Genomic DNA, 16,274 nt, shown 5'->3' with positions numbered 1-16,274 from the left:
TTTCCCCGTGATCGGGGCGAACACCACGAGAGCGGAACAGCCGGGAGGAATAGTCCCGACCGTTCACAGCGTCCTCGCTGTGTTTTACTTCAAAGGAACCTCGCCCCAGCAGAGCTGGAGACGGGGTATCAACATATCTGGCGTTGACTTTTGGCACGCTGTTGAGTTCTCAAGGAACGGACGCTTCCTTCGTACTCACCCGAGAGACTCTCTCAGGCTTTCCTCCGGGCGCTTCCCTTCGGTGTTCCCGACTCTATCAGACCTTTTCTCGATCCGATTTCCTCGGCGCTTTCCGGCCTTTCGGCCTTCCGGCGTTGTTGACTCTATCAGATCCCTCAGTTCCCTTTGGACTCTGACTCCCCGTCAACCGGGCTTGTCTTGGCGGCCTCTCGGCCGTTCCGACGAGTGAGACTTTAGCGGATTCCTGGCTCCCGAGCTAATCGGGGGCTTGCGTTCTCACAAAGGTTCGAACGCGGATTCCTCATTCCGAAAATACGCATGCCAATACGCACGACGACATGGCGCCGATTGGCGATGGGTACTTGCGGGATGGCTGTCCGGGGACCGACCGGAGTCGGAGCTCACGTCGGACAACCCGGGGAACCCTACGCATCGGACCGGGGTGTGTCAAACCGCCTCCGTGGCGGACCGGAGAGGCGTACTCTCGTCGTCATGACTTCGCGTACGTGCAACCAGCAGTGGTGGGCCGCCTGACGGCGGCCGGACTCACGTATGCGCTCATCGGCCGCCGCATCGGCGGCCGTTCTCGTATCTCCCTCCAGGAGGGGCGGCCGGCCGGTCGCGGCGGCCCCTACCAGGAGGTGGAGAGATGACACGCGTCTTCAGCGGGATCAAGCCGACCGGGCATCTGACGCTGGGGAACTACCTGGGTGCCATGCGACGGTGGGCCGAGGTGGACCAGCACCGGGCCGACGCGCTCTTCTGCGTCGTCGATCTGCATGCCCTGACGGTGGACCACGATCCGGCGCGGGTGCGCAGGCTCAGTCGGCAGGCGGCCACGTTGCTGCTGGCCTCGGGGCTTGATCCGGAGTTGTGCACCCTGTTCGTACAGAGCCATGTCGACGAGCACACGCGACTGTCGTACCTGCTCGAGTGTGTGGCCGCCGACGGCGAGATGCGGCGCATGATCCAGTACAAGGAGAAGGCCGCGCGGGAGCAGGGGCGGGGCGGAAGCGTGCGGCTGTCGTTGCTGACGTACCCCGTGCTGATGGCGGCGGACATCCTTGTCTACGGGACCGACGAGGTGCCCGTGGGCGACGACCAGAGGCAGCACGTGGAACTGGCGCGGGACCTGGCGGTGCGGTTCAACCAGCGGTACGGGCATACGTTCGTGGTGCCTCGGGCGACTCGTCCCGAGGTCGCGGCCCGGGTGATGAACCTGCAGGATCCGACGTCGAAGATGGGGAAGTCGGACGACATGGGCCCGGGCATCGTCTATCTGCTCGACGAGCCGGACGTGGTGCGGAAGAAGATCATGCGGGCCGTGACCGACAGCGGCTCCGACGTCGTCCACGACCGGGAGGCACGGCCGGGTGTCACGAATCTGCTGGAGATCCTGGCCGCCTGCGAGGGCGCTGACCCCGAGAAGCTGAGCGGTGCGTACACGTCCTACGGTGCCCTGAAGAAGGACACCGCCGAGGCAGTGGTCGAACTGCTGCGGCCGGTACAGGAGCGGCACAAGGAGCTGTGCGCGGACGCCGCCCATGTGGAGAAGGTGCTGCGGGCGGGAGCGGGCAGAGCGCGGGAGATGGCGAAGCCGATGGTGGACGCCGCGTATCGGGCGATCGGGCTTCTGCCCGCCTGAGGGGCCGGGTCGCCGGGCGCCGTGGGCGGTCATCCGGCCCGCGGCGCCGGGTGCGGACCGTACGAATTCGGGCCTGGCGCCGCGGGCCCGGTGTCAGCCGTTGTTGCCGGACGCCAGTTGCCGGCTGCGGTCCCTGGCGGCCTCCAAAGCGGCGATGAGCGCGGCGCGCACCCCGTGGTTCTCCAGTTCGCGGATCGCGTTGATCGTCGTGCCCGCGGGCGAGGTGACGTTCTCGCGGAGCTTCACCGGATGCTCCCCACTGTCGCGGAGCATCACCGCGGCGCCGATCGCGGACTGGACGATCAGTTCGTGGGCCTTGTCCCGGGGCAGACCGAGCAGGATGCCGGCGTCGGTCATGGCCTCGACCAGATAGAAGAAGTACGCCGGGCCCGAGCCGGAGAGCGCGGTGCAGGCGTCCTGCTGGGACTCGGGGACGCGCAGGGTCTTGCCGACGGCGCCGAAGATCTCCTCGGCGTGGGCGAGGTGGGCCTCGGTGGCATGGCTGCCTGCGGAGATGACGGACATGGCCTCGTCGACGAGGGCGGGGGTGTTCGTCATGACGCGGACGACCGGGGTGCCGGTGGTGAGGCGTGCCTCGAAGAAGGAGGTGGGGATGCCGGCGGCACCGCTGATGACCAGGCGGTCGGCGGGGATGTGCGGGGCGAGCTCGTCGAGGAGCGTGCCCATGTCCTGGGGCTTGACCGTGAGGATGAGTGTGTCGGCGGTCTTCGCGGCCTCCGGGTTGGTGACCGGGGTGACGCCGTACCGCGTGCGGAGTTCTTCGGCCCGTTCCGGGCGGCGGGCGGTGACCAGGAGGTCGGCGGGGGCCCAGCCGGCTCGGATCATTCCGCTGAGCAGGGCCTCGCCGATCTTTCCGGTGCCTAGGACTGCGACTTTCTGGGTCATGGTGCGGGTGCCCTCCGGGAGTTGCGTCGTCCGGGTTCATCCTCGCACCGGGTTCCTCCATGTGGCTCGATTGTCCGGTGGGCGGGACGTGTCCCTGCCGGCGGCACGGCTGCCCGGGGCTCCGACGACCACCGCGCGGGTGTCACGCGGTCCGGCGTCGCAGTGTTGCCGCCCCGAGGCCCAGTACCAGCAGTGCGCAGCCCGCCACGATCAGCACGTCCCGGACGAAGGTCGGGGTCACGTCCGTGTGCCTGAGGACCTCGTTCATGGCATCCACCGCGTACGACATCGGCAGGACGTCGGAGATGGCCTCCAGGGCCGGGTGCATGCTGGAGCGCGGGGTGAACAGGCCGCAGAGCAGGAGCTGCGGGAAGATCACCGCGGGCATGAACTGCACCGCCTGGAACTCCGAGGCCGCGAAGGCGGAGACGAACAGGCCGAGGGCGGTGCCGAGCAGGGCGTCCAGGAGGGCCACCAGCAGCAGGAGCCAGGCGGAACCCATGACGTCCAGCCCCAGGAACCAGGCCGCGAGTCCCGTCGCCAGGGTCGACTGGATGATGGCCAGGGTGCCGAAGGCGAGGGCGTAGCCCGCGATCAGGTCGGCCTTGCCGAGGGGCATGGCGAGGAGGCGTTCCAGGGTGCCGGAGGTGCGTTCGCGCAGGGTCGCGATGGATGTCACCAGGAACATCGTGATCAGCGGGAAGATCCCGAGGAGCGAGGCTCCGATCGAGTCGAACGTGCGCGGGCTGCCGTCGAAGACGTAGCGCAGCAGGAACAGCATCAGACACGGGACGACGATCATCAGCGCGATCGTGCGCGGGTCGTTGCGGAGCTGGCGCAGGACCCGCAGGGCCGTCGCCGTCGTACGGGAGTAGCTGAAGGCGGTCCCGGTCGGGTACGTCGTCGCGGTGGTCATCGGACCGTCTCCTTTCCTGCCGTGTTCCCCGCCGCCTCGTCCACGAGATGCAGAAAGGCGTCTTCGACGGTGTCCGTGCTTGTACGGGCGCGCAGGGCGTCGGGGGTGTCGTCGGCGAGGATGCGGCCCTCGCGCATCAGCAGCAGGCTCTGGCAGCGCTCGGCCTCGTCCATCACGTGGGACGACACGAGCAGGGTGGCGCCGCGATCGGCGGCGATGGTGTGGAAGAGGGCCCACAGGTCACGGCGCAGGACCGGGTCGAGGCCCACCGTCGGTTCGTCCAGGACGAGGAGTTCCGGGTGGCCCAGGAGCGCGACCGCGAGGGAGACGCGGCTGCGCTGGCCTCCGGAGAGGGTGCCGGCCAGGGCGCCGGCGTGCGAGGTGAGGTCGACGTCGGCGATGGCCCGGGTGACGGCGTGGTCGCGGCGGTCGGCGGCCGGCCGGCCGGGGTCGAGGATCGCCGCGAAGTAGTCGAGGTTCTGTCGGACCGTCAGGTCGTCGTAGACGGAGGGCGCCTGAGTCACATAGCCGATCCGGGAGCGCAGGGAGGCGTCCCCGGCGGGGCGTCCGAGGACCTCCAGGGTCCCGGTGACCTTGGCCTGGGTGCCGACGACCGCGCGTATGAGGGTCGACTTGCCGCATCCGGAAGGGCCGAGCAGTCCGGTGATCCGGCCGCGGGGGACGGCGAAGTCGAGGTCCCGCAGGACGGTGCGGGTGCCGCGCACGACGGTGAGGTGTCCGGCGCGGACGGCGGGTTCGGGGTTCGGCGGGTCGGGCGGGCGCTGACGGCTAATATTCATCATGTGATGAATATGCGCGCGCGACAGGGCAGCCGTCAAGCATCGCGGAACACCTGCCGCTGTCCGCGCCCTCCGGGAACGGAGCAGACCGTCGTACGGGTGCCTACGGTCGGGTCGCCACGATCAGCAGGACGTCGTAGACCTCCTCGACGAAGCCGTCCGGGAAGGCTTTGAGCAGGAGCTCCCGTTCCTCGGCGAGGAAGGCTTTCGCGCGCTCCTCCCCGAGTACGAGGAAGATCGAGTGGCTGCCGATGTTGGCGAGGTGGGTGTCGACCGGGACCGTGCGGCTCCAGCGGACGACACGGTGGGTATGGGCCGGACTCTCGGCTGCGCCCTCGAAGGCGAGTTCGGTACGGATGCTTCCGGCGCCGCTCTTCGAGGCGTGTTCGGCGCCGAAGTACCGCTTGATGCGGTCCGCCTGCGCGGCGATCCACGGAACGTCCTGGGCGTCCATGTTCCACCACAGCGCGAGCACGCCGCCCGGGCGCAGGACACGCAGGGCCTCCGGGACCGAACGGGCGGGGTCGGTCCAGTGCCAGGCCTGGGCGTAGGTGAGGAAGTCGGCGGAGGCGGTGGCGAGGGGAAGGGCGTTGCCGTCGCCGCGGAGCAGGGGGACGCCGGGGAGGACGCGGCGGAACTGGGCCGCCATGCCGTCGCCCGGTTCCACGGCCAGGACCCGGGCGCCTCGGGCCTCGAGGAGAGCGGTGGAGATTCCGGTGCCGGCGCCGATGTCGGCCACGCGGGCGCCGGTGAGGGGTCGGCCGGCCAGCTCTTCCAGGGCGTCGAAGAGGGCGGGCGGGTAGGAGGGCCGGTTCGCGGCGTATTGGGCCGCGGCCGCGTTGAAGGAGTGGGCTCGGCCTGCGCGGGAAGGAGCGGTCATGTCCCCATGGTGGCGGGGCCCGGGTCCCGGGGACACCGGATTTCGGCGGAAGAAGGGGCGACGGCGGGGTCGTACGGAAGCGGCGGGGACCTGGCGGGAGGCCCTCAGGAGCGGCGCCTGCGGGACGGGTTTCCCGTACGGCGCGACGCCCGCTTCTCATGGGCGGCGCGAGCCGACTCGTACTCCTCGCGGTGGAGCTTCTCGCCGGGGGCCTCGGTCAGCGAACGCAGGAAGTACGCGAGCAGTGAGCCGACGAAGCCGATCGTCAGAAGGCCACGCAGGGAGGCCTGACGCCGGGGGTCGGGGCGCTTGGTGAAGGATCCCCAGGTGTTGCTGAACGCCAGCGCGCTGCACACCGCGAACATGACCACGACCATCAGGGTCACCGGTGCGCCGACGGCCGCGATCCGCAGGCCCTGGTAGGCGAAGCGCAGCACGAGGCAGGAGACGGCGGCCGCCGCGAGCGAGCCGACGCAGACGGCGGCACGGCGTGCGCCGTAGCCGCCGTCGTGCTCCACCCAGGTGGTGCCGAAGAAGCGGATCGGTTCGGGGCGGGGGCCGCTGGAGATGTCCGGAGTGCCGTTCTCGTCGCTCACGCGTCGATTATCGCTCCGGCCGCGGACGGGCCCCCGCCGCCCTCCGCCTCAGGAGCAGCGCGAGGCGACGTAGCCGTCGCTGCCCGTGTGCACATACGCGTCCGAGACGTACTCGCCGTCGTCGATGTTGTCCCAGATGTTGCTCGTGCCGTACGGCCCCGAGACCGTCGTGCCCGGCGTCTGGCAGAAGATCGGGACCTTGGCGCCCTCGGCCAGGACCCGGACGACGGCGTAGCCGGTACCGGGACCACTGCGCACATTGAGCCGGACGCCCGGTGCGACCGAGTAGTAGTGCAGAGCCGCGGTCGTCGCGACGGCCTCGGCCCGGTCGCGGGTCCCGGCTTCCTCGAATCGGTCAACGGACATGAAAGACCTCCCCCGTTGGACCCCATGACTGCCATGGGGTCGCGTTGGTTCCCTTGTGCCACGCGACGAAACACACGTGTCGCGACTCGCACGCGGAGGCTAGCAAGCCGCCTCGGTCCCGTACGAGTCATCGACTAGGCTCCGTGCGTCGCGCGCGCGTACGAACAGCACGGGGGTGGTCCATGACGCCACAGCGCAACACCGGAGCGGGCGCAGAAGCGGAACTTCCGGAGTACGCCGGTCACTACCGCCTGGAGTCGTGCCTGGGCTCCGGCGGCATGGGCGTGGTGCACCTGGCCCGGAGCACCTCGGGGCTGAAGCTCGCGGTGAAGGTCGTACATGCCGAGTTCGCCAAGGATCCTGAGTTCAGGGGCCGCTTCCGGCAGGAGGTGGCCGCTGCGCGGAGGGTGAGCGGTGCCTTCACCGCGCCCGTCGTCGACGCCGATCCGGAGGCCGAACGGCCCTGGATGGCCACGCTGTTCATCCCCGGCCCGACCCTGTCCGAGCATGTGAAGCGGAACGGCCCCATGCCCACGGCCCAGTTGCGACGGCTGATGGCCGGACTCGCGGAGGCGCTGCGCGACATCCATCGGGTCGGGGTCGTGCACCGGGATCTGAAGCCGAGCAACGTACTGCTCGCCGAGGACGGCCCGAAGGTCATCGACTTCGGCATCTCCCGGCCGAAGGACAGCGAACTGCGCACCGAGACCGGAAAGCTGATCGGCACGCCGCCCTTCATGGCACCCGAGCAGTTCCGGCGACCGCGGGAGGTCGGCCCCGCGGCCGACATCTTCGCGCTCGGATCCGTGATGGTGCACGCGGCGACGGGGCGCGGGCCGTTCGACTCCGACAGCCCGTACATCGTTGCCTACCAGGTCGTGCACGACGAGCCGGACCTCACCGGCGTACCGGAGAACCTCGCGCCGCTGGTGCTGCGTTGCCTCGCCAAGGAGCCCGAGGACCGGCCCTCGCCGGACGAACTGATGCGCGAACTGCGGTCGGTGGCCGCCTCGTACGACACGCAGGCGTTCATTCCGGCGCAGCGGTCAGGTGACGAGGCGGGGGCTGAGTCCCGGGCCGAGGAGCCGGAGCGACGGCCCCGCAGGCGCCTGCGCAGAAGTCTGGTCCTCGTCGGTGGGGCGCTCGCTCTCGTCGTGGGCGGAGCGCTCGTCCCGGTCCTGTCGCTCGCGGAACGGACGACCACACCGAAGGGCGGCACACCCCGGACCGCCTCCCCCGGGTTCCGTGCATGGGAGGCGAAGCCGGTGTCCGCGGACGGGAGCGTGCCGGAGTGCTCCTACGACGCCGGGAAGCTGCTGTGCGCACAGCCCGGGCTGATCTTCGCCCTCGATCCGTCGGACGGCACCCTGCTGTGGCGGCACTCCGTCACCATGGCCCCCAGGAACGGAGCGCCGGTCGTCTCGGGCGGTCTCGTCCAGGCCCTGACGGACGGGCGCCGGCGTCTGGAGGCACTGGACCCGGCCTCGGGCAGGACGCGCTGGCAGCGGAACGCGCCCGCCGGCACCGGGCTGCGGCAGACCGGTGCCATGCTGCTGATCACCGGCGCCGACGGGACGGTCACCGGCGTGAACGGCGCATCGGGGGCCACCGTATGGAGCCGCCGGATCCCCGGCCAGAGCACGCCGTACTTCACCTCGTTCGCCGGGGACCCGCTGGCGTACGCGACGAGCACCTCCGACGACGGGGCGAGCACCCATGTCACCGCGGTGGATCCGAGCACGGGTGACGTGCGGTGGGACGCCCGGCTGCAAGGGACACTGAAGCCGTTCGGCGGCAAGGACGGGTCGGTCTTCTTCCTTTCCCTCGACCGGGTCTACGGGGACACGAAAGCCGTGGTCCGCTACACCCCTGGGTCCGGGTCGACGCGCAGTGTGGCGCTGTCCGTGCCGTTCACGAGCGCCGGCGCCACCGTGGACGGCAACGTCGTGTACCTGCTCGGCGCCGGCGGTTCGATGGAGGCCCTGGACATGGGTGCGCGGAAACGGCTCTGGCATCTGGAAACGTCCGTGAGCCGCGGCTCGGCGCCGGTCGCGACCAACGGCCACGTCTACTTCACCGCGGCGGACGGGCGGCTGCTCGCCTTCGACGCCGGCCGGGGAAAGCTCATCGGCCAGACCCCGCCGCGTCTCGGCGCGCACGCGGACCGGGTCTCGGCCTCGCTGCCCGAGCCCGTGCTCGTGGACGGCCGCGTGTACGCCGGCGCGCCCGACGGCACCGTCTTCGGTCTGGACGGACGCAACCCGTCGGACTGGTGACATGCGAAAGGGCCGCCCGGGCGCGAGCGGCCCCCTCGTCGGCCGGGCTCAGCCCAGCTTGCTGACGTCCCGCACCGCGCCCTTGTCGGCGCTCGTCGCCATCGCGGCGTAGGCGCGCAGGGCGGCGGAGACCTTGCGGTCGCGGTTCGCGGGGACGTACGCGCCGTCGAGGGCGGCGCGGCGCGTCTGTAGTTCCTCGTCGGAGACCAGGAGGTCGATGGTGCGGTTGGGGATGTCGATGCGGATGCGGTCGCCGTCCCGGACCAGGGCGATGGTGCCGCCCGAGGCCGCCTCGGGCGAGGCGTGGCCGATCGACAGACCCGAAGTGCCGCCGGAGAAGCGGCCGTCCGTGATCAGGGCACAGGCCTTGCCCAGGCCGCGGCCCTTCAGGTACGAGGTCGGGTAGAGCATCTCCTGCATGCCCGGACCGCCCTTGGGGCCCTCGTAGCGGATGACGACGACGTCACCCTCCTTGACCTGCTTGGTCAGGATCTTCTCGACGGCCTCCTCCTGCGACTCGCAGACGACCGCCGGACCCTCGAACGTCCAGATCGACTCGTCGACGCCCGCCGTCTTCACCACGCAGCCGTCGAGCGCGAGGTTGCCCCTGAGGACCGCCAGGCCGCCGTCCTTGGAGTAGGCGTGCTCGGCCGAGCGGATGCAGCCGCCCTCGGCGTCCTCGTCCAGGGCCTCCCAGCGCTCGGACTGGGAGAACGCCTCGGCCGAGCGCACACAACCGGGGGCCGCGTGCCACAGTTCCACCGCCTCGGCGGAGGGAGAGCCGCCGCGGACGTCCCAGGTCTTGAGCCAGTCCGCGAGGGACGGGCTGTGGACGGCGTGCACGTCCTCGTTCAGCAGGCCCGCGCGGTGCAGTTCGCCGAGGAGGGCGGGGATGCCGCCGGCGCGGTGCACGTCCTCCATGTAGTACGTGCGGTCCTTGGCGACGTTCGGGGCCACCTTCGCCAGGCAGGGGACCCGGCGCGAGACCTGGTCGATCTCCCGCAGGCCGAAGGGGACGCCCGCCTCCTGCGCCGCCGCAAGCAGGTGCAGGATCGTGTTGGTCGAGCCGCCCATCGCGATGTCGAGGGCCATGGCGTTCTCGAAGGCCGAGAACGTGGCGATGTCGCGGGGCAGGACCGTCTCGTCGTCCTGCTCGTAGTAGCGGCGGGTGAGGTCCATGACGGTACGGGCCGCGTTCTCGTACAGCGCGCGGCGGGCCGTGTGGGTGGCCAGGACCGAGCCGTTGCCGGGGAGGGAGAGGCCGATCGCCTCGGTCAGGCAGTTCATCGAGTTGGCCGTGAACATGCCGGAACAGGAGCCACAGGTCGGACAGGCGTTCTCCTCGATACGGAGGATGTCCTCGTCGGAGACCTTGTCGTTGGCGGCGTCGGCGATCGCGTCGATCAGGTCCAGCGTACGGACCGTTCCGTCGACCAGGGTGGCCCGGCCTGCCTCCATGGGGCCGCCGGAGACGAATACCGTCGGGATGTTCAGGCGCAGGGCCGCCATCAGCATGCCCGGGGTGATCTTGTCGCAGTTGGAGATGCAGACCAGGGCATCGGCGCAGTGGGCCTCGACCATGTACTCCACACTGTCGGCGATCAGGTCGCGGGAGGGGAGGCTGTAGAGCATGCCGCCGTGGCCCATGGCGATGCCGTCGTCCACCGCGATCGTGTTGAACTCGCGGGGGATGCCGCCGGCCTGGCTGATCGCCTCGCTGACGATCCGGCCGACCGGCTGGAGGTGGGTGTGGCCCGGCACGAACTCCGTGAAGGAGTTGGCGACCGCGATGATCGGCTTCCGTCCGATGTCCGCACCGGGTACACCGGAGGCGCGCATCAGGGCGCGGGCGCCCGCCATGTTGCGGCCGTGGGTGACTGTGCGGGACCTCAGCTCGGGCATCGTCGCTCGCTCCTTCGGAGAGTTGTGACTCACGTCGAGCGTACGCCGCTGCTCCAAGGGACGGACACGAGTGTCCGGGATACGGGATGTGCGTCTCGGGCGGCGGCCGTCGGCCCGAGTGCCCGTGAACGCCCGGACGGCCACGCGTCCGCCGCCGGGGACGCGGCACCGCGGACGGTGTCGGGTGGCCCTGGACCACCGGACGCTCAGGGAGTCGTCAGGTGGCCCTGGACCACCGGGGCAAGTCGGGTCACGAGCTGTTCCAGGTCTGCCGATGCCAGCGGTTCCACCTTGATCACGTAGCGCAGCATCGCGACCCCGACCAGTTGCGCTGCCGCCAGTTCGACGCGCAGCTCCGCGTCCGGGAGGTCGAGACGGCCGGCGATGCGGCGCAGCAGCTGCGCGGCGACCAGGCGGCGGAAGACGGCGGCCGCTGTTTCGTTGTTGACGGCGGACCGGACGATCGCCAGCAGCGGCGTACGCGTCCTCGGGTTCTCCCAGATGCCGAGGACGAAGCGGGTCAGTCGCTCGCCGACGGCCTCGGGCGGCCCCTGGGCGATCGTGTCCGGTGCGCTCAGGGCGGGCGCGAAGGCGACCTCGATGGCGGCCTCGAAGACCTGTTCCTTGGTGCCGAAGTAGTGGTGCACCAGCGCGGAGTCGACTCCGGCGGCCTTGGCGATGCCGCGTACGGACGTCTTCTCGTAGCCGCGCTCCGAGAACTCCTCGCGCGCCGCCTCGAGGATGCGGTCGCGGGTGGCGGGGGCCGCCGCCGTCTCCGTACGGCTGGGCCGTCCCCTGCCGCGGCGGACGGGACCTGCACCGGTCGTGTTGGTCATGGATGCGCCACCTCGCTCACCGGCGGGGCACCTGCAGGGCCGACGCGAGGTGCAGACGCGTGAAGGCGAGGGCCTCCGCGAGGTCGGCCTCGCGCTCGGCGCCGGACATGGCACGGCGGGTGTTGACCTCGATGACGACGTATCCGTCGAAGCCGGTGAGGGCCAGCCGTTCGAGGACCTCGGCGCAGGGCTGGATGCCGCGGCCGGGGACGAGGTGCTCGTCCTTGTTGGAGCCGTTGCCGTCGGCGAGGTGGACGTGACCGAGCCGGTCGCCCATGCGCTCGAGCATCCCGAGGGCGTCGGTACGGGCCGTTGCGGTGTGGCTGAGGTCGATCGTGAAGTGACGGTAGTCGTCCTTCGTGACGTCCCAGTCCGGGGCGTACGCGAGCATCTCGCGGTCCCGGTAGCGCCATGGATACATGTTCTCGACGGCGAACCGCACATCGGTCTCGTTCGCCATGCGCCAGATCCCGTCCACGAAGTCGCGGCCGTACTGGCGCTGCCACCGGAAGGGCGGATGGACCACGACGGTGCCGGCGCCGAGCTTCTCGGCGGCTGCGCGGGCACGCTGGAGCTTGACCCACGGATCGGTGGACCAGACGCGCTGGGTGATCAGCAGACAGGGGGCGTGGACGGCGAGAACGGGGATCCGGTGGTGGTCGCTGAGCCTGCGCAGCGCGTCTATGTCCTGGCTGACCGGATCGGTCCACACCATGATCTCGACCCCGTCGTACCCGAGGCGCGCGGCGATCTCGAAGGCCGTCGCCGTCGACTCCGGGTAGACGGAGGCCGTAGACAGGGCGACCTTCGCATCCGGGATGCGCACCGCTGGTTCTGCCACGAGGGACAGCGTACGGGGCGCCGCCTTGACATGGGGGGCCGGATGCGATGGGAGAGGATGTGGGAAGGGGCACAGCGGCCGGATGTCGCCGGTGCGCGGATCGTACGCGCGTTCCCGCCCTGCCCGGGGTTCCGCGGCCCCCGCGGACGGGGCGCCGGAGGCGGCGGACGTACGCGAACGGCGGGATCTCGGCCGTGGTCCGGGCACCCTGTCCCGTACGTGGGCCGGGCCCCCTGCCCCTACATGGGCCGGTACCGGTGCCCCCACCCCGGCTCTCGGCCGTGGACCGGTGACCTACCCCGCCGCCATGTCCCAACGCCCCGCCCCACAGGCCATGGTCCCGTGCCTACCCCGTCGCCATGTGGTCGAGCCGCCGCAGGATCACGCCCTCGCGCAGCGCCCACGGGCATATCTCCAGCGTCTCCACCGCGAACAGGTCCATCGCACCCTCCGCGACCAGCGCGCCGGCCAGAAGCTGTTCCGAGCGGCCCTCGGATACCCCCGGCAGGTCCGCGCGCTCCTCGGCCGTCATCCCGGCCAGCCGCGGCACCCACGCCTCCAGGGACTCCCGCTTCAGCTCGCGCTGCACGTACAGCCCGTCGGCCGAGCGCGCCGCCCCGGCGAGGCGGGCGAGCTGTTTGAACGTCTTGGATGTGGCGACGACATGGTCGGGCGCACCGAAGCGGGCGAACTCGCCCACGGTACGGGCGATCTCGGCCCGTACGCGACGGCGCAGCGCCTTCACGTCGGCCGGGTCCGGCGGGTCCCCGGGCAGCCAGGCCGCGGTCAGACGGCCGGCGCCCAGCGGCAGCGACACCGCCGCGTCGGGTTCCTCGTCGATGCCGTACGCGATCTCCAGCGAGCCGCCGCCGATGTCCAGGACGAGCAGCTTGCCCGCCGACCAGCCGAACCAGCGGCGGGCCGCAAGGAAGGTCAGCCGCGCCTCCTCCTCACCGCTCAGCACCTGGAGCTCCACACCGGTGGCTTCCTTGACCCGGGCCAGGACGTCGTCCGCATTGCTCGCCTCGCGCACCGCGGAGGTGGCGAACGGCAGCAGGTCCTCGACGCCCTTGTCCTCGGCCGCCTCCAGGGCGTCCAGGACGACGGCGATCAGCTTGTCGACCCCGTCGGCGCCGATGGCTCCGCTGCCGTCGAGGAGTTGGGCGAGTCGCAGCTCTGCCTTGTGCGAGTGCGCGGGCAGGGGACGCGCGCCGGGGTGGGCGTCCACCACCAGCAGATGCACCGTGTTCGAACCCACGTCCAGGACACCGAGTCTCATGTACGGAACGCTACTGCCAGTACGACGCTCCACAGTCCCCGGAGCGGTCCAGTGCCACTTACCCTGGACGGGTGCCAAAGACGAAAAAGGCGAAGCCCGACAAATCCTCCACGAGTCCGAAGGACTCTTCGCAGGCGAAGGCGTCCAGATCCCAGCAGGCCCCGAAAGCGAGCGACGAGAAGGGGCTCGATTTCGCGCGTGCGTGGGTGGAGTTTCCGGATCCGGCCGACGGCGAACAGGTCTTCCGGTGCGATCTGACATGGCTGACCTCGCGCTGGAACTGCATCTTCGGAAGCGGCTGCCAGGGCATCCAGGCCGGCCGCGCGGACGACGGGTGCTGCACGCTGGGCGCGCACTTCTCGGACGAGGACGACGAGAAGCGCGTGGCCGAGCAGGTGGCACGGCTCACGCCGGAGATCTGGCAGCACCATGACGTGGGCATGGAGACCGGCTGGGTCGCCGAGGACGACGAGGGCTCCCGGCAGACCCGCCCGTACCAGGGCTCGTGCATCTTCCAGAACCGGCCCGGCTTCGCGGGCGGGGCCGGCTGCTCGCTGCACATCCTGGCGCTGCGGGACGGCCGAGAGCCGCTGGAGACCAAGCCGGACGTCTGCTGGCAGCTGCCGATCCGGCGGACGTACGAGTGGATCGACCGGCCCGACGACACCCGGGTCCTGCAGGTGTCGATCGGCGAGTACGACCGCCGGGGCTGGGGCCCGGGCGGCCACGACCTGCACTGGTGGTGCACATCGGCGACGTCGGCGCACGGCGCGGGCGAGCCGGTGTACGTCTCGTACCGGGCGGAGCTGACCGAGCTGATGGGCAAGGCGGGGTACGACCGCCTGGCCGAGCTCTGCGAACAGCGCCTGGCCTCGCAGCTGCCGCTGGTGGCGCCGCATCCCGCCGACCCCACCGGTCCTGCAGCCCCCGCGAATCCGGCGGACTGACGGCGCGACCCCGCGCGCACGGTGACCGAGCGCCTACGAGGACGGGCTCGGGGCGCCGGTGGTGGGCGGCGGCGTCGTGGGCGGCGGGACGGAGGCGGGCGGGCTCGTGGACGGCGGATCCGTCGGGCCCGGAGATCTCGGCGTGGGGTCCGGGCCCCTCGAGGGCGGACCGCTGGGCGCGGGAGCCGACGGATCGGTGTGCACGGGCGTGGGGCGCGGGTCCGACGGACTCGCCGCTCCGTAGCCGTCGATCATGACCACCGCGCCCGAGGGTGCCACCGCCACGCGCGCGTGCCAGGGTCCGGAGGGCTCGTGGAGATGGTCGACGTACACCCGCACGGTGAACGATTCGCCTGGGGCGAGCGTCCCCGAGGACTGGTTCGTGTAGAGCCAGGAAACGCCCGTGGCCACCGACCAGTGGACCGGTGAGGTCCCGGACGCCGTCAGCGTGACAAGGGTCGTGGTGCCGTCGCTGCCGGCCGACACCGCCAGTTGCCCCGTGTCCGGTGCTCCCGTCCGTACGCCGATGACCTCGACGGACACGTCGGGCGAACGGCCGCCCCCGCCGAAGCGGGCGTCGGGTTTCGCGCGTGCGTTGCCCGCGTTCTCGTAGCCGCCCGTTCTCGCGCCGCCGAGCGTGTCGGCACCCTGCGCCTCACGCGCCGTGGCGGGGCGGCCGTCCACGGCCTCGCCGGTGAGGGGCCCTCGACAGGCGGCCCACAGGGCGAGGAGGGGCGCCGCGATCACGGTGACGACGACGGTCGTCGTGACGGCACGCGCTCGCAGGCGGTCGCGGCGGGCCGCGCGGTCCTTCGGGTCCACGGGGAAGCCGCGCCGGTCGAAACGAGGGGCCGCCCCACGCGCGCGTGGGGCGTGGGTCATGGCGGCGTGCAGGGCCACGCGCGGGGCCTGGAGGACAGGGAGCGCGGCGGGTGTGACGCAGGCGCCGGGCCAGCTGCCCAGGACCGCGCGCTCTGCGGTGCGGCGGCAGCGCGGGCAGTCGTCGACGTGCCGGACGAGCTCGCGACGCAGGGTGGCGCTCAGGACGAGCTGGGGGTCGCCGGTGAGGTGGGCGACGCTCGGACAGGCGCCGGTCTCGACGACGGCGAGGGCGGCGCGGGTGCGCTCGACCTCGCAGGCGGCGGAGGCGAGGAGTTCCCGCGCGGCGGCGTGGTCCATGCCGAGCACGGCGGCGACCTCCCGGGCGGTCAGCTGGTGGCGTACCGCCAGCTCGAGCGCCTCGCGCTGCTCGGGGGTGGTGCCCGCGGCCTCCGGCCAGGCGAGCTGGGCGAGCTCCTGCCGGCGCAGCTCCTGGACCTCGCCGGGGACGGCGTCGGCGCCGAGCGCCACGGCGGCGCGCCGGTCGGCGGCCTCAGCCGTGCCGCCGTGGCCCCGGTCACGCCCGGCGGCCTGGCCGGCCTGGCGGCGTCTTCGGGCCTCGGCGAGCCGCCGCAGACAGGACCAGCGGGCGAGGGCGTACAGCCAGGCGCGAAGGTCCTCGGGCGTTCCCGGACCGCGCGTGCCGCGGCGCTCGGCGAGCGCGAGGGCGTCGCCCAGGGCGCCGGTCGCCGCGTCGTGGTCGCACAGCACGGAGAGGCAGTAGGTGAACAGACCGTCGAGGTGCGGCTCGTAGCGCGCGGGCGGGTGTGTGGCGGTGCGGCTGTTCGCGCCACGAGGCGCGCCGACCCGCTTGCGGGCGTCCGTGCGCGCCGGGTGTGCGCCGCCGAGGTGCGTGGAGGTGTCCGGCCTGCTGCTCATCACCTGTGCGACCGTATGCGCCCAGGGGTCGCACCTTCTGCTCCCTTGCGCACATTTACTCCGTACGGGTGAGTTGATCCCTCATAAAGACACATGATCGACGAGCTCCGCGTGATGTGTCCGTGACAGTGTTCCCCGCCCGAGCC

15 protein-coding genes are annotated in these 16,274 nt (G+C 71.3%); 4 read left to right on the top strand and 11 right to left on the bottom strand.

The window, feature by feature from the left end:
* Nucleotides 1-686: 686 nt before the first annotated feature.
* Both AAW14_RS27855 and trpS read left to right on the top strand, forming a co-directional pair.
* The gene (locus AAW14_RS27855; RefSeq protein WP_265566713.1) at nt 687-833 is read left to right on the top strand and encodes a hypothetical protein; all 147 of its coding nucleotides are present in this window, start codon (nt 687-689) and stop codon (nt 831-833) included.
* Complete coding sequence (trpS, locus tag AAW14_RS27850) at nt 830-1,825, top strand: tryptophan--tRNA ligase (RefSeq protein WP_265566712.1); 996 nt, start codon at nt 830-832, stop codon at nt 1,823-1,825. The genes AAW14_RS27855 and trpS overlap by 4 nt, the downstream gene beginning before the upstream one ends.
* A 93-nt stretch (nt 1,826-1,918) precedes the next feature.
* Here the strand turns inward: trpS and proC are convergent, their stop codons facing one another.
* From proC to AAW14_RS27820, 6 genes are all read right to left on the bottom strand, one after another.
* Nucleotides 1,919-2,731 (bottom strand): pyrroline-5-carboxylate reductase, encoded by an 813-nt coding sequence (gene proC, locus AAW14_RS27845; protein ID WP_265566711.1) that lies wholly within the window; start codon nt 2,729-2,731, stop codon nt 1,919-1,921.
* Nucleotides 2,732-2,873: 142 nt separating this feature from the next.
* Nucleotides 2,874-3,647 (bottom strand): ABC transporter permease, encoded by a 774-nt coding sequence (locus tag AAW14_RS27840; protein ID WP_265566710.1) that lies wholly within the window; start codon nt 3,645-3,647, stop codon nt 2,874-2,876.
* Nucleotides 3,644-4,450 (bottom strand): ABC transporter ATP-binding protein, encoded by an 807-nt coding sequence (locus tag AAW14_RS27835; RefSeq protein WP_265566709.1) that lies wholly within the window; start codon nt 4,448-4,450, stop codon nt 3,644-3,646. Before AAW14_RS27835 ends, AAW14_RS27840 begins: the two co-directional genes overlap by 4 nt.
* Before the next feature lie 100 nt (nt 4,451-4,550).
* A complete protein-coding gene (locus AAW14_RS27830) occupies nt 4,551-5,327 on the bottom strand; it encodes a class I SAM-dependent methyltransferase (RefSeq protein ID WP_265566708.1) in 777 nt (258 codons plus the stop codon).
* A gap of 104 nt (nt 5,328-5,431) precedes the next feature.
* Nucleotides 5,432-5,923: an EamA/RhaT family transporter gene (locus tag AAW14_RS27825; protein WP_265566707.1), complete on the bottom strand. Its 492-nt coding sequence runs from the start codon at nt 5,921-5,923 to the stop codon at nt 5,432-5,434.
* Between the two features lie 48 nt (nt 5,924-5,971).
* Nucleotides 5,972-6,289 carry an SH3 domain-containing protein gene (locus AAW14_RS27820; protein WP_265566706.1) on the bottom strand — a complete coding sequence of 106 codons (318 nt, stop codon included), beginning with the start codon at nt 6,287-6,289 and terminating at the stop codon, nt 5,972-5,974.
* A 182-nt stretch (nt 6,290-6,471) separates the two neighbouring features.
* Between AAW14_RS27820 and AAW14_RS27815 the strand changes: the two genes are divergently transcribed.
* A complete protein-coding gene (locus AAW14_RS27815) occupies nt 6,472-8,565 on the top strand; it encodes a PQQ-binding-like beta-propeller repeat protein (RefSeq protein WP_265566705.1) in 2,094 nt (697 codons plus the stop codon).
* A gap of 48 nt (nt 8,566-8,613) precedes the next feature.
* On the opposite strand, the gene ilvD is transcribed toward AAW14_RS27815, so the two are convergent.
* From ilvD to AAW14_RS27795, 4 genes are all read right to left on the bottom strand, one after another.
* Nucleotides 8,614-10,467 (bottom strand): dihydroxy-acid dehydratase, encoded by a 1,854-nt coding sequence (gene ilvD, locus AAW14_RS27810; RefSeq protein WP_265566704.1) that lies wholly within the window; start codon nt 10,465-10,467, stop codon nt 8,614-8,616.
* Nucleotides 10,468-10,673: 206 nt separating this feature from the next.
* Nucleotides 10,674-11,303 carry a TetR/AcrR family transcriptional regulator gene (locus AAW14_RS27805; protein WP_265566703.1) on the bottom strand — a complete coding sequence of 210 codons (630 nt, stop codon included), beginning with the start codon at nt 11,301-11,303 and terminating at the stop codon, nt 10,674-10,676.
* A 16-nt stretch (nt 11,304-11,319) separates the two neighbouring features.
* On the bottom strand, nt 11,320-12,144 hold the full coding sequence (locus tag AAW14_RS27800) for a sugar phosphate isomerase/epimerase family protein (protein WP_265566702.1): 825 nt from the start codon (nt 12,142-12,144) through the stop codon (nt 11,320-11,322).
* A gap of 346 nt (nt 12,145-12,490) precedes the next feature.
* Entirely contained in the window at nt 12,491-13,423 is a 933-nt protein-coding gene (locus AAW14_RS27795; protein ID WP_265566701.1) for a Ppx/GppA phosphatase family protein, read from the bottom strand.
* Between the two features lie 71 nt (nt 13,424-13,494).
* On the opposite strand from AAW14_RS27795, the gene AAW14_RS27790 reads away from it, so the two are divergent.
* Nucleotides 13,495-14,370 carry a hypothetical protein gene (locus AAW14_RS27790; RefSeq protein WP_265566700.1) on the top strand — a complete coding sequence of 292 codons (876 nt, stop codon included), beginning with the start codon at nt 13,495-13,497 and terminating at the stop codon, nt 14,368-14,370.
* A 33-nt stretch (nt 14,371-14,403) separates the two neighbouring features.
* On the opposite strand, the gene AAW14_RS27785 is transcribed toward AAW14_RS27790, so the two are convergent.
* Complete coding sequence (locus AAW14_RS27785) at nt 14,404-16,131, bottom strand: BACON domain-containing protein (RefSeq protein ID WP_265566699.1); 1,728 nt, start codon at nt 16,129-16,131, stop codon at nt 14,404-14,406.
* Nucleotides 16,132-16,274 lie beyond the last annotated feature (143 nt).

The sequence above is a fragment of the Streptomyces hygroscopicus genome, from assembly GCF_026168105.1.
In the GTDB taxonomy this organism is placed as follows: domain Bacteria; phylum Actinomycetota; class Actinomycetes; order Streptomycetales; family Streptomycetaceae; genus Streptomyces; species Streptomyces hygroscopicus_D.
Note: the sequence above shows the minus strand (reverse complement) of the source record. Positions and strands in the feature narration are given on the sequence as shown.

What these genes read in the sequence shown, in the direction of transcription:
- AAW14_RS27830 (WP_265566708.1), bottom strand. Translation starts at nt 5,327, where the DNA reads ATGACCGCTCCTTCCCGCGCAGGCCGAGCCCACTCCTTCAACGCGGCC.
- AAW14_RS27840 (WP_265566710.1), bottom strand. Translation starts at nt 3,647, where the DNA reads ATGACCACCGCGACGACGTACCCGACCGGGACCGCCTTCAGCTACTCC.
- AAW14_RS27805 (WP_265566703.1), bottom strand. Translation starts at nt 11,303, where the DNA reads ATGACCAACACGACCGGTGCAGGTCCCGTCCGCCGCGGCAGGGGACGG.
- AAW14_RS27815 (WP_265566705.1), top strand. Translation starts at nt 6,472, where the DNA reads ATGACGCCACAGCGCAACACCGGAGCGGGCGCAGAAGCGGAACTTCCG.
- AAW14_RS27795 (WP_265566701.1), bottom strand. Translation starts at nt 13,423, where the DNA reads ATGAGACTCGGTGTCCTGGACGTGGGTTCGAACACGGTGCATCTGCTG.
- AAW14_RS27835 (WP_265566709.1), bottom strand. Translation starts at nt 4,450, where the DNA reads ATGATGAATATTAGCCGTCAGCGCCCGCCCGACCCGCCGAACCCCGAA.
- AAW14_RS27820 (WP_265566706.1), bottom strand. Translation starts at nt 6,289, where the DNA reads ATGTCCGTTGACCGATTCGAGGAAGCCGGGACCCGCGACCGGGCCGAG.
- ilvD (WP_265566704.1), bottom strand. Translation starts at nt 10,467, where the DNA reads ATGCCCGAGCTGAGGTCCCGCACAGTCACCCACGGCCGCAACATGGCG.
- trpS (WP_265566712.1), top strand. Translation starts at nt 830, where the DNA reads ATGACACGCGTCTTCAGCGGGATCAAGCCGACCGGGCATCTGACGCTG.
- proC (WP_265566711.1), bottom strand. Translation starts at nt 2,731, where the DNA reads ATGACCCAGAAAGTCGCAGTCCTAGGCACCGGAAAGATCGGCGAGGCC.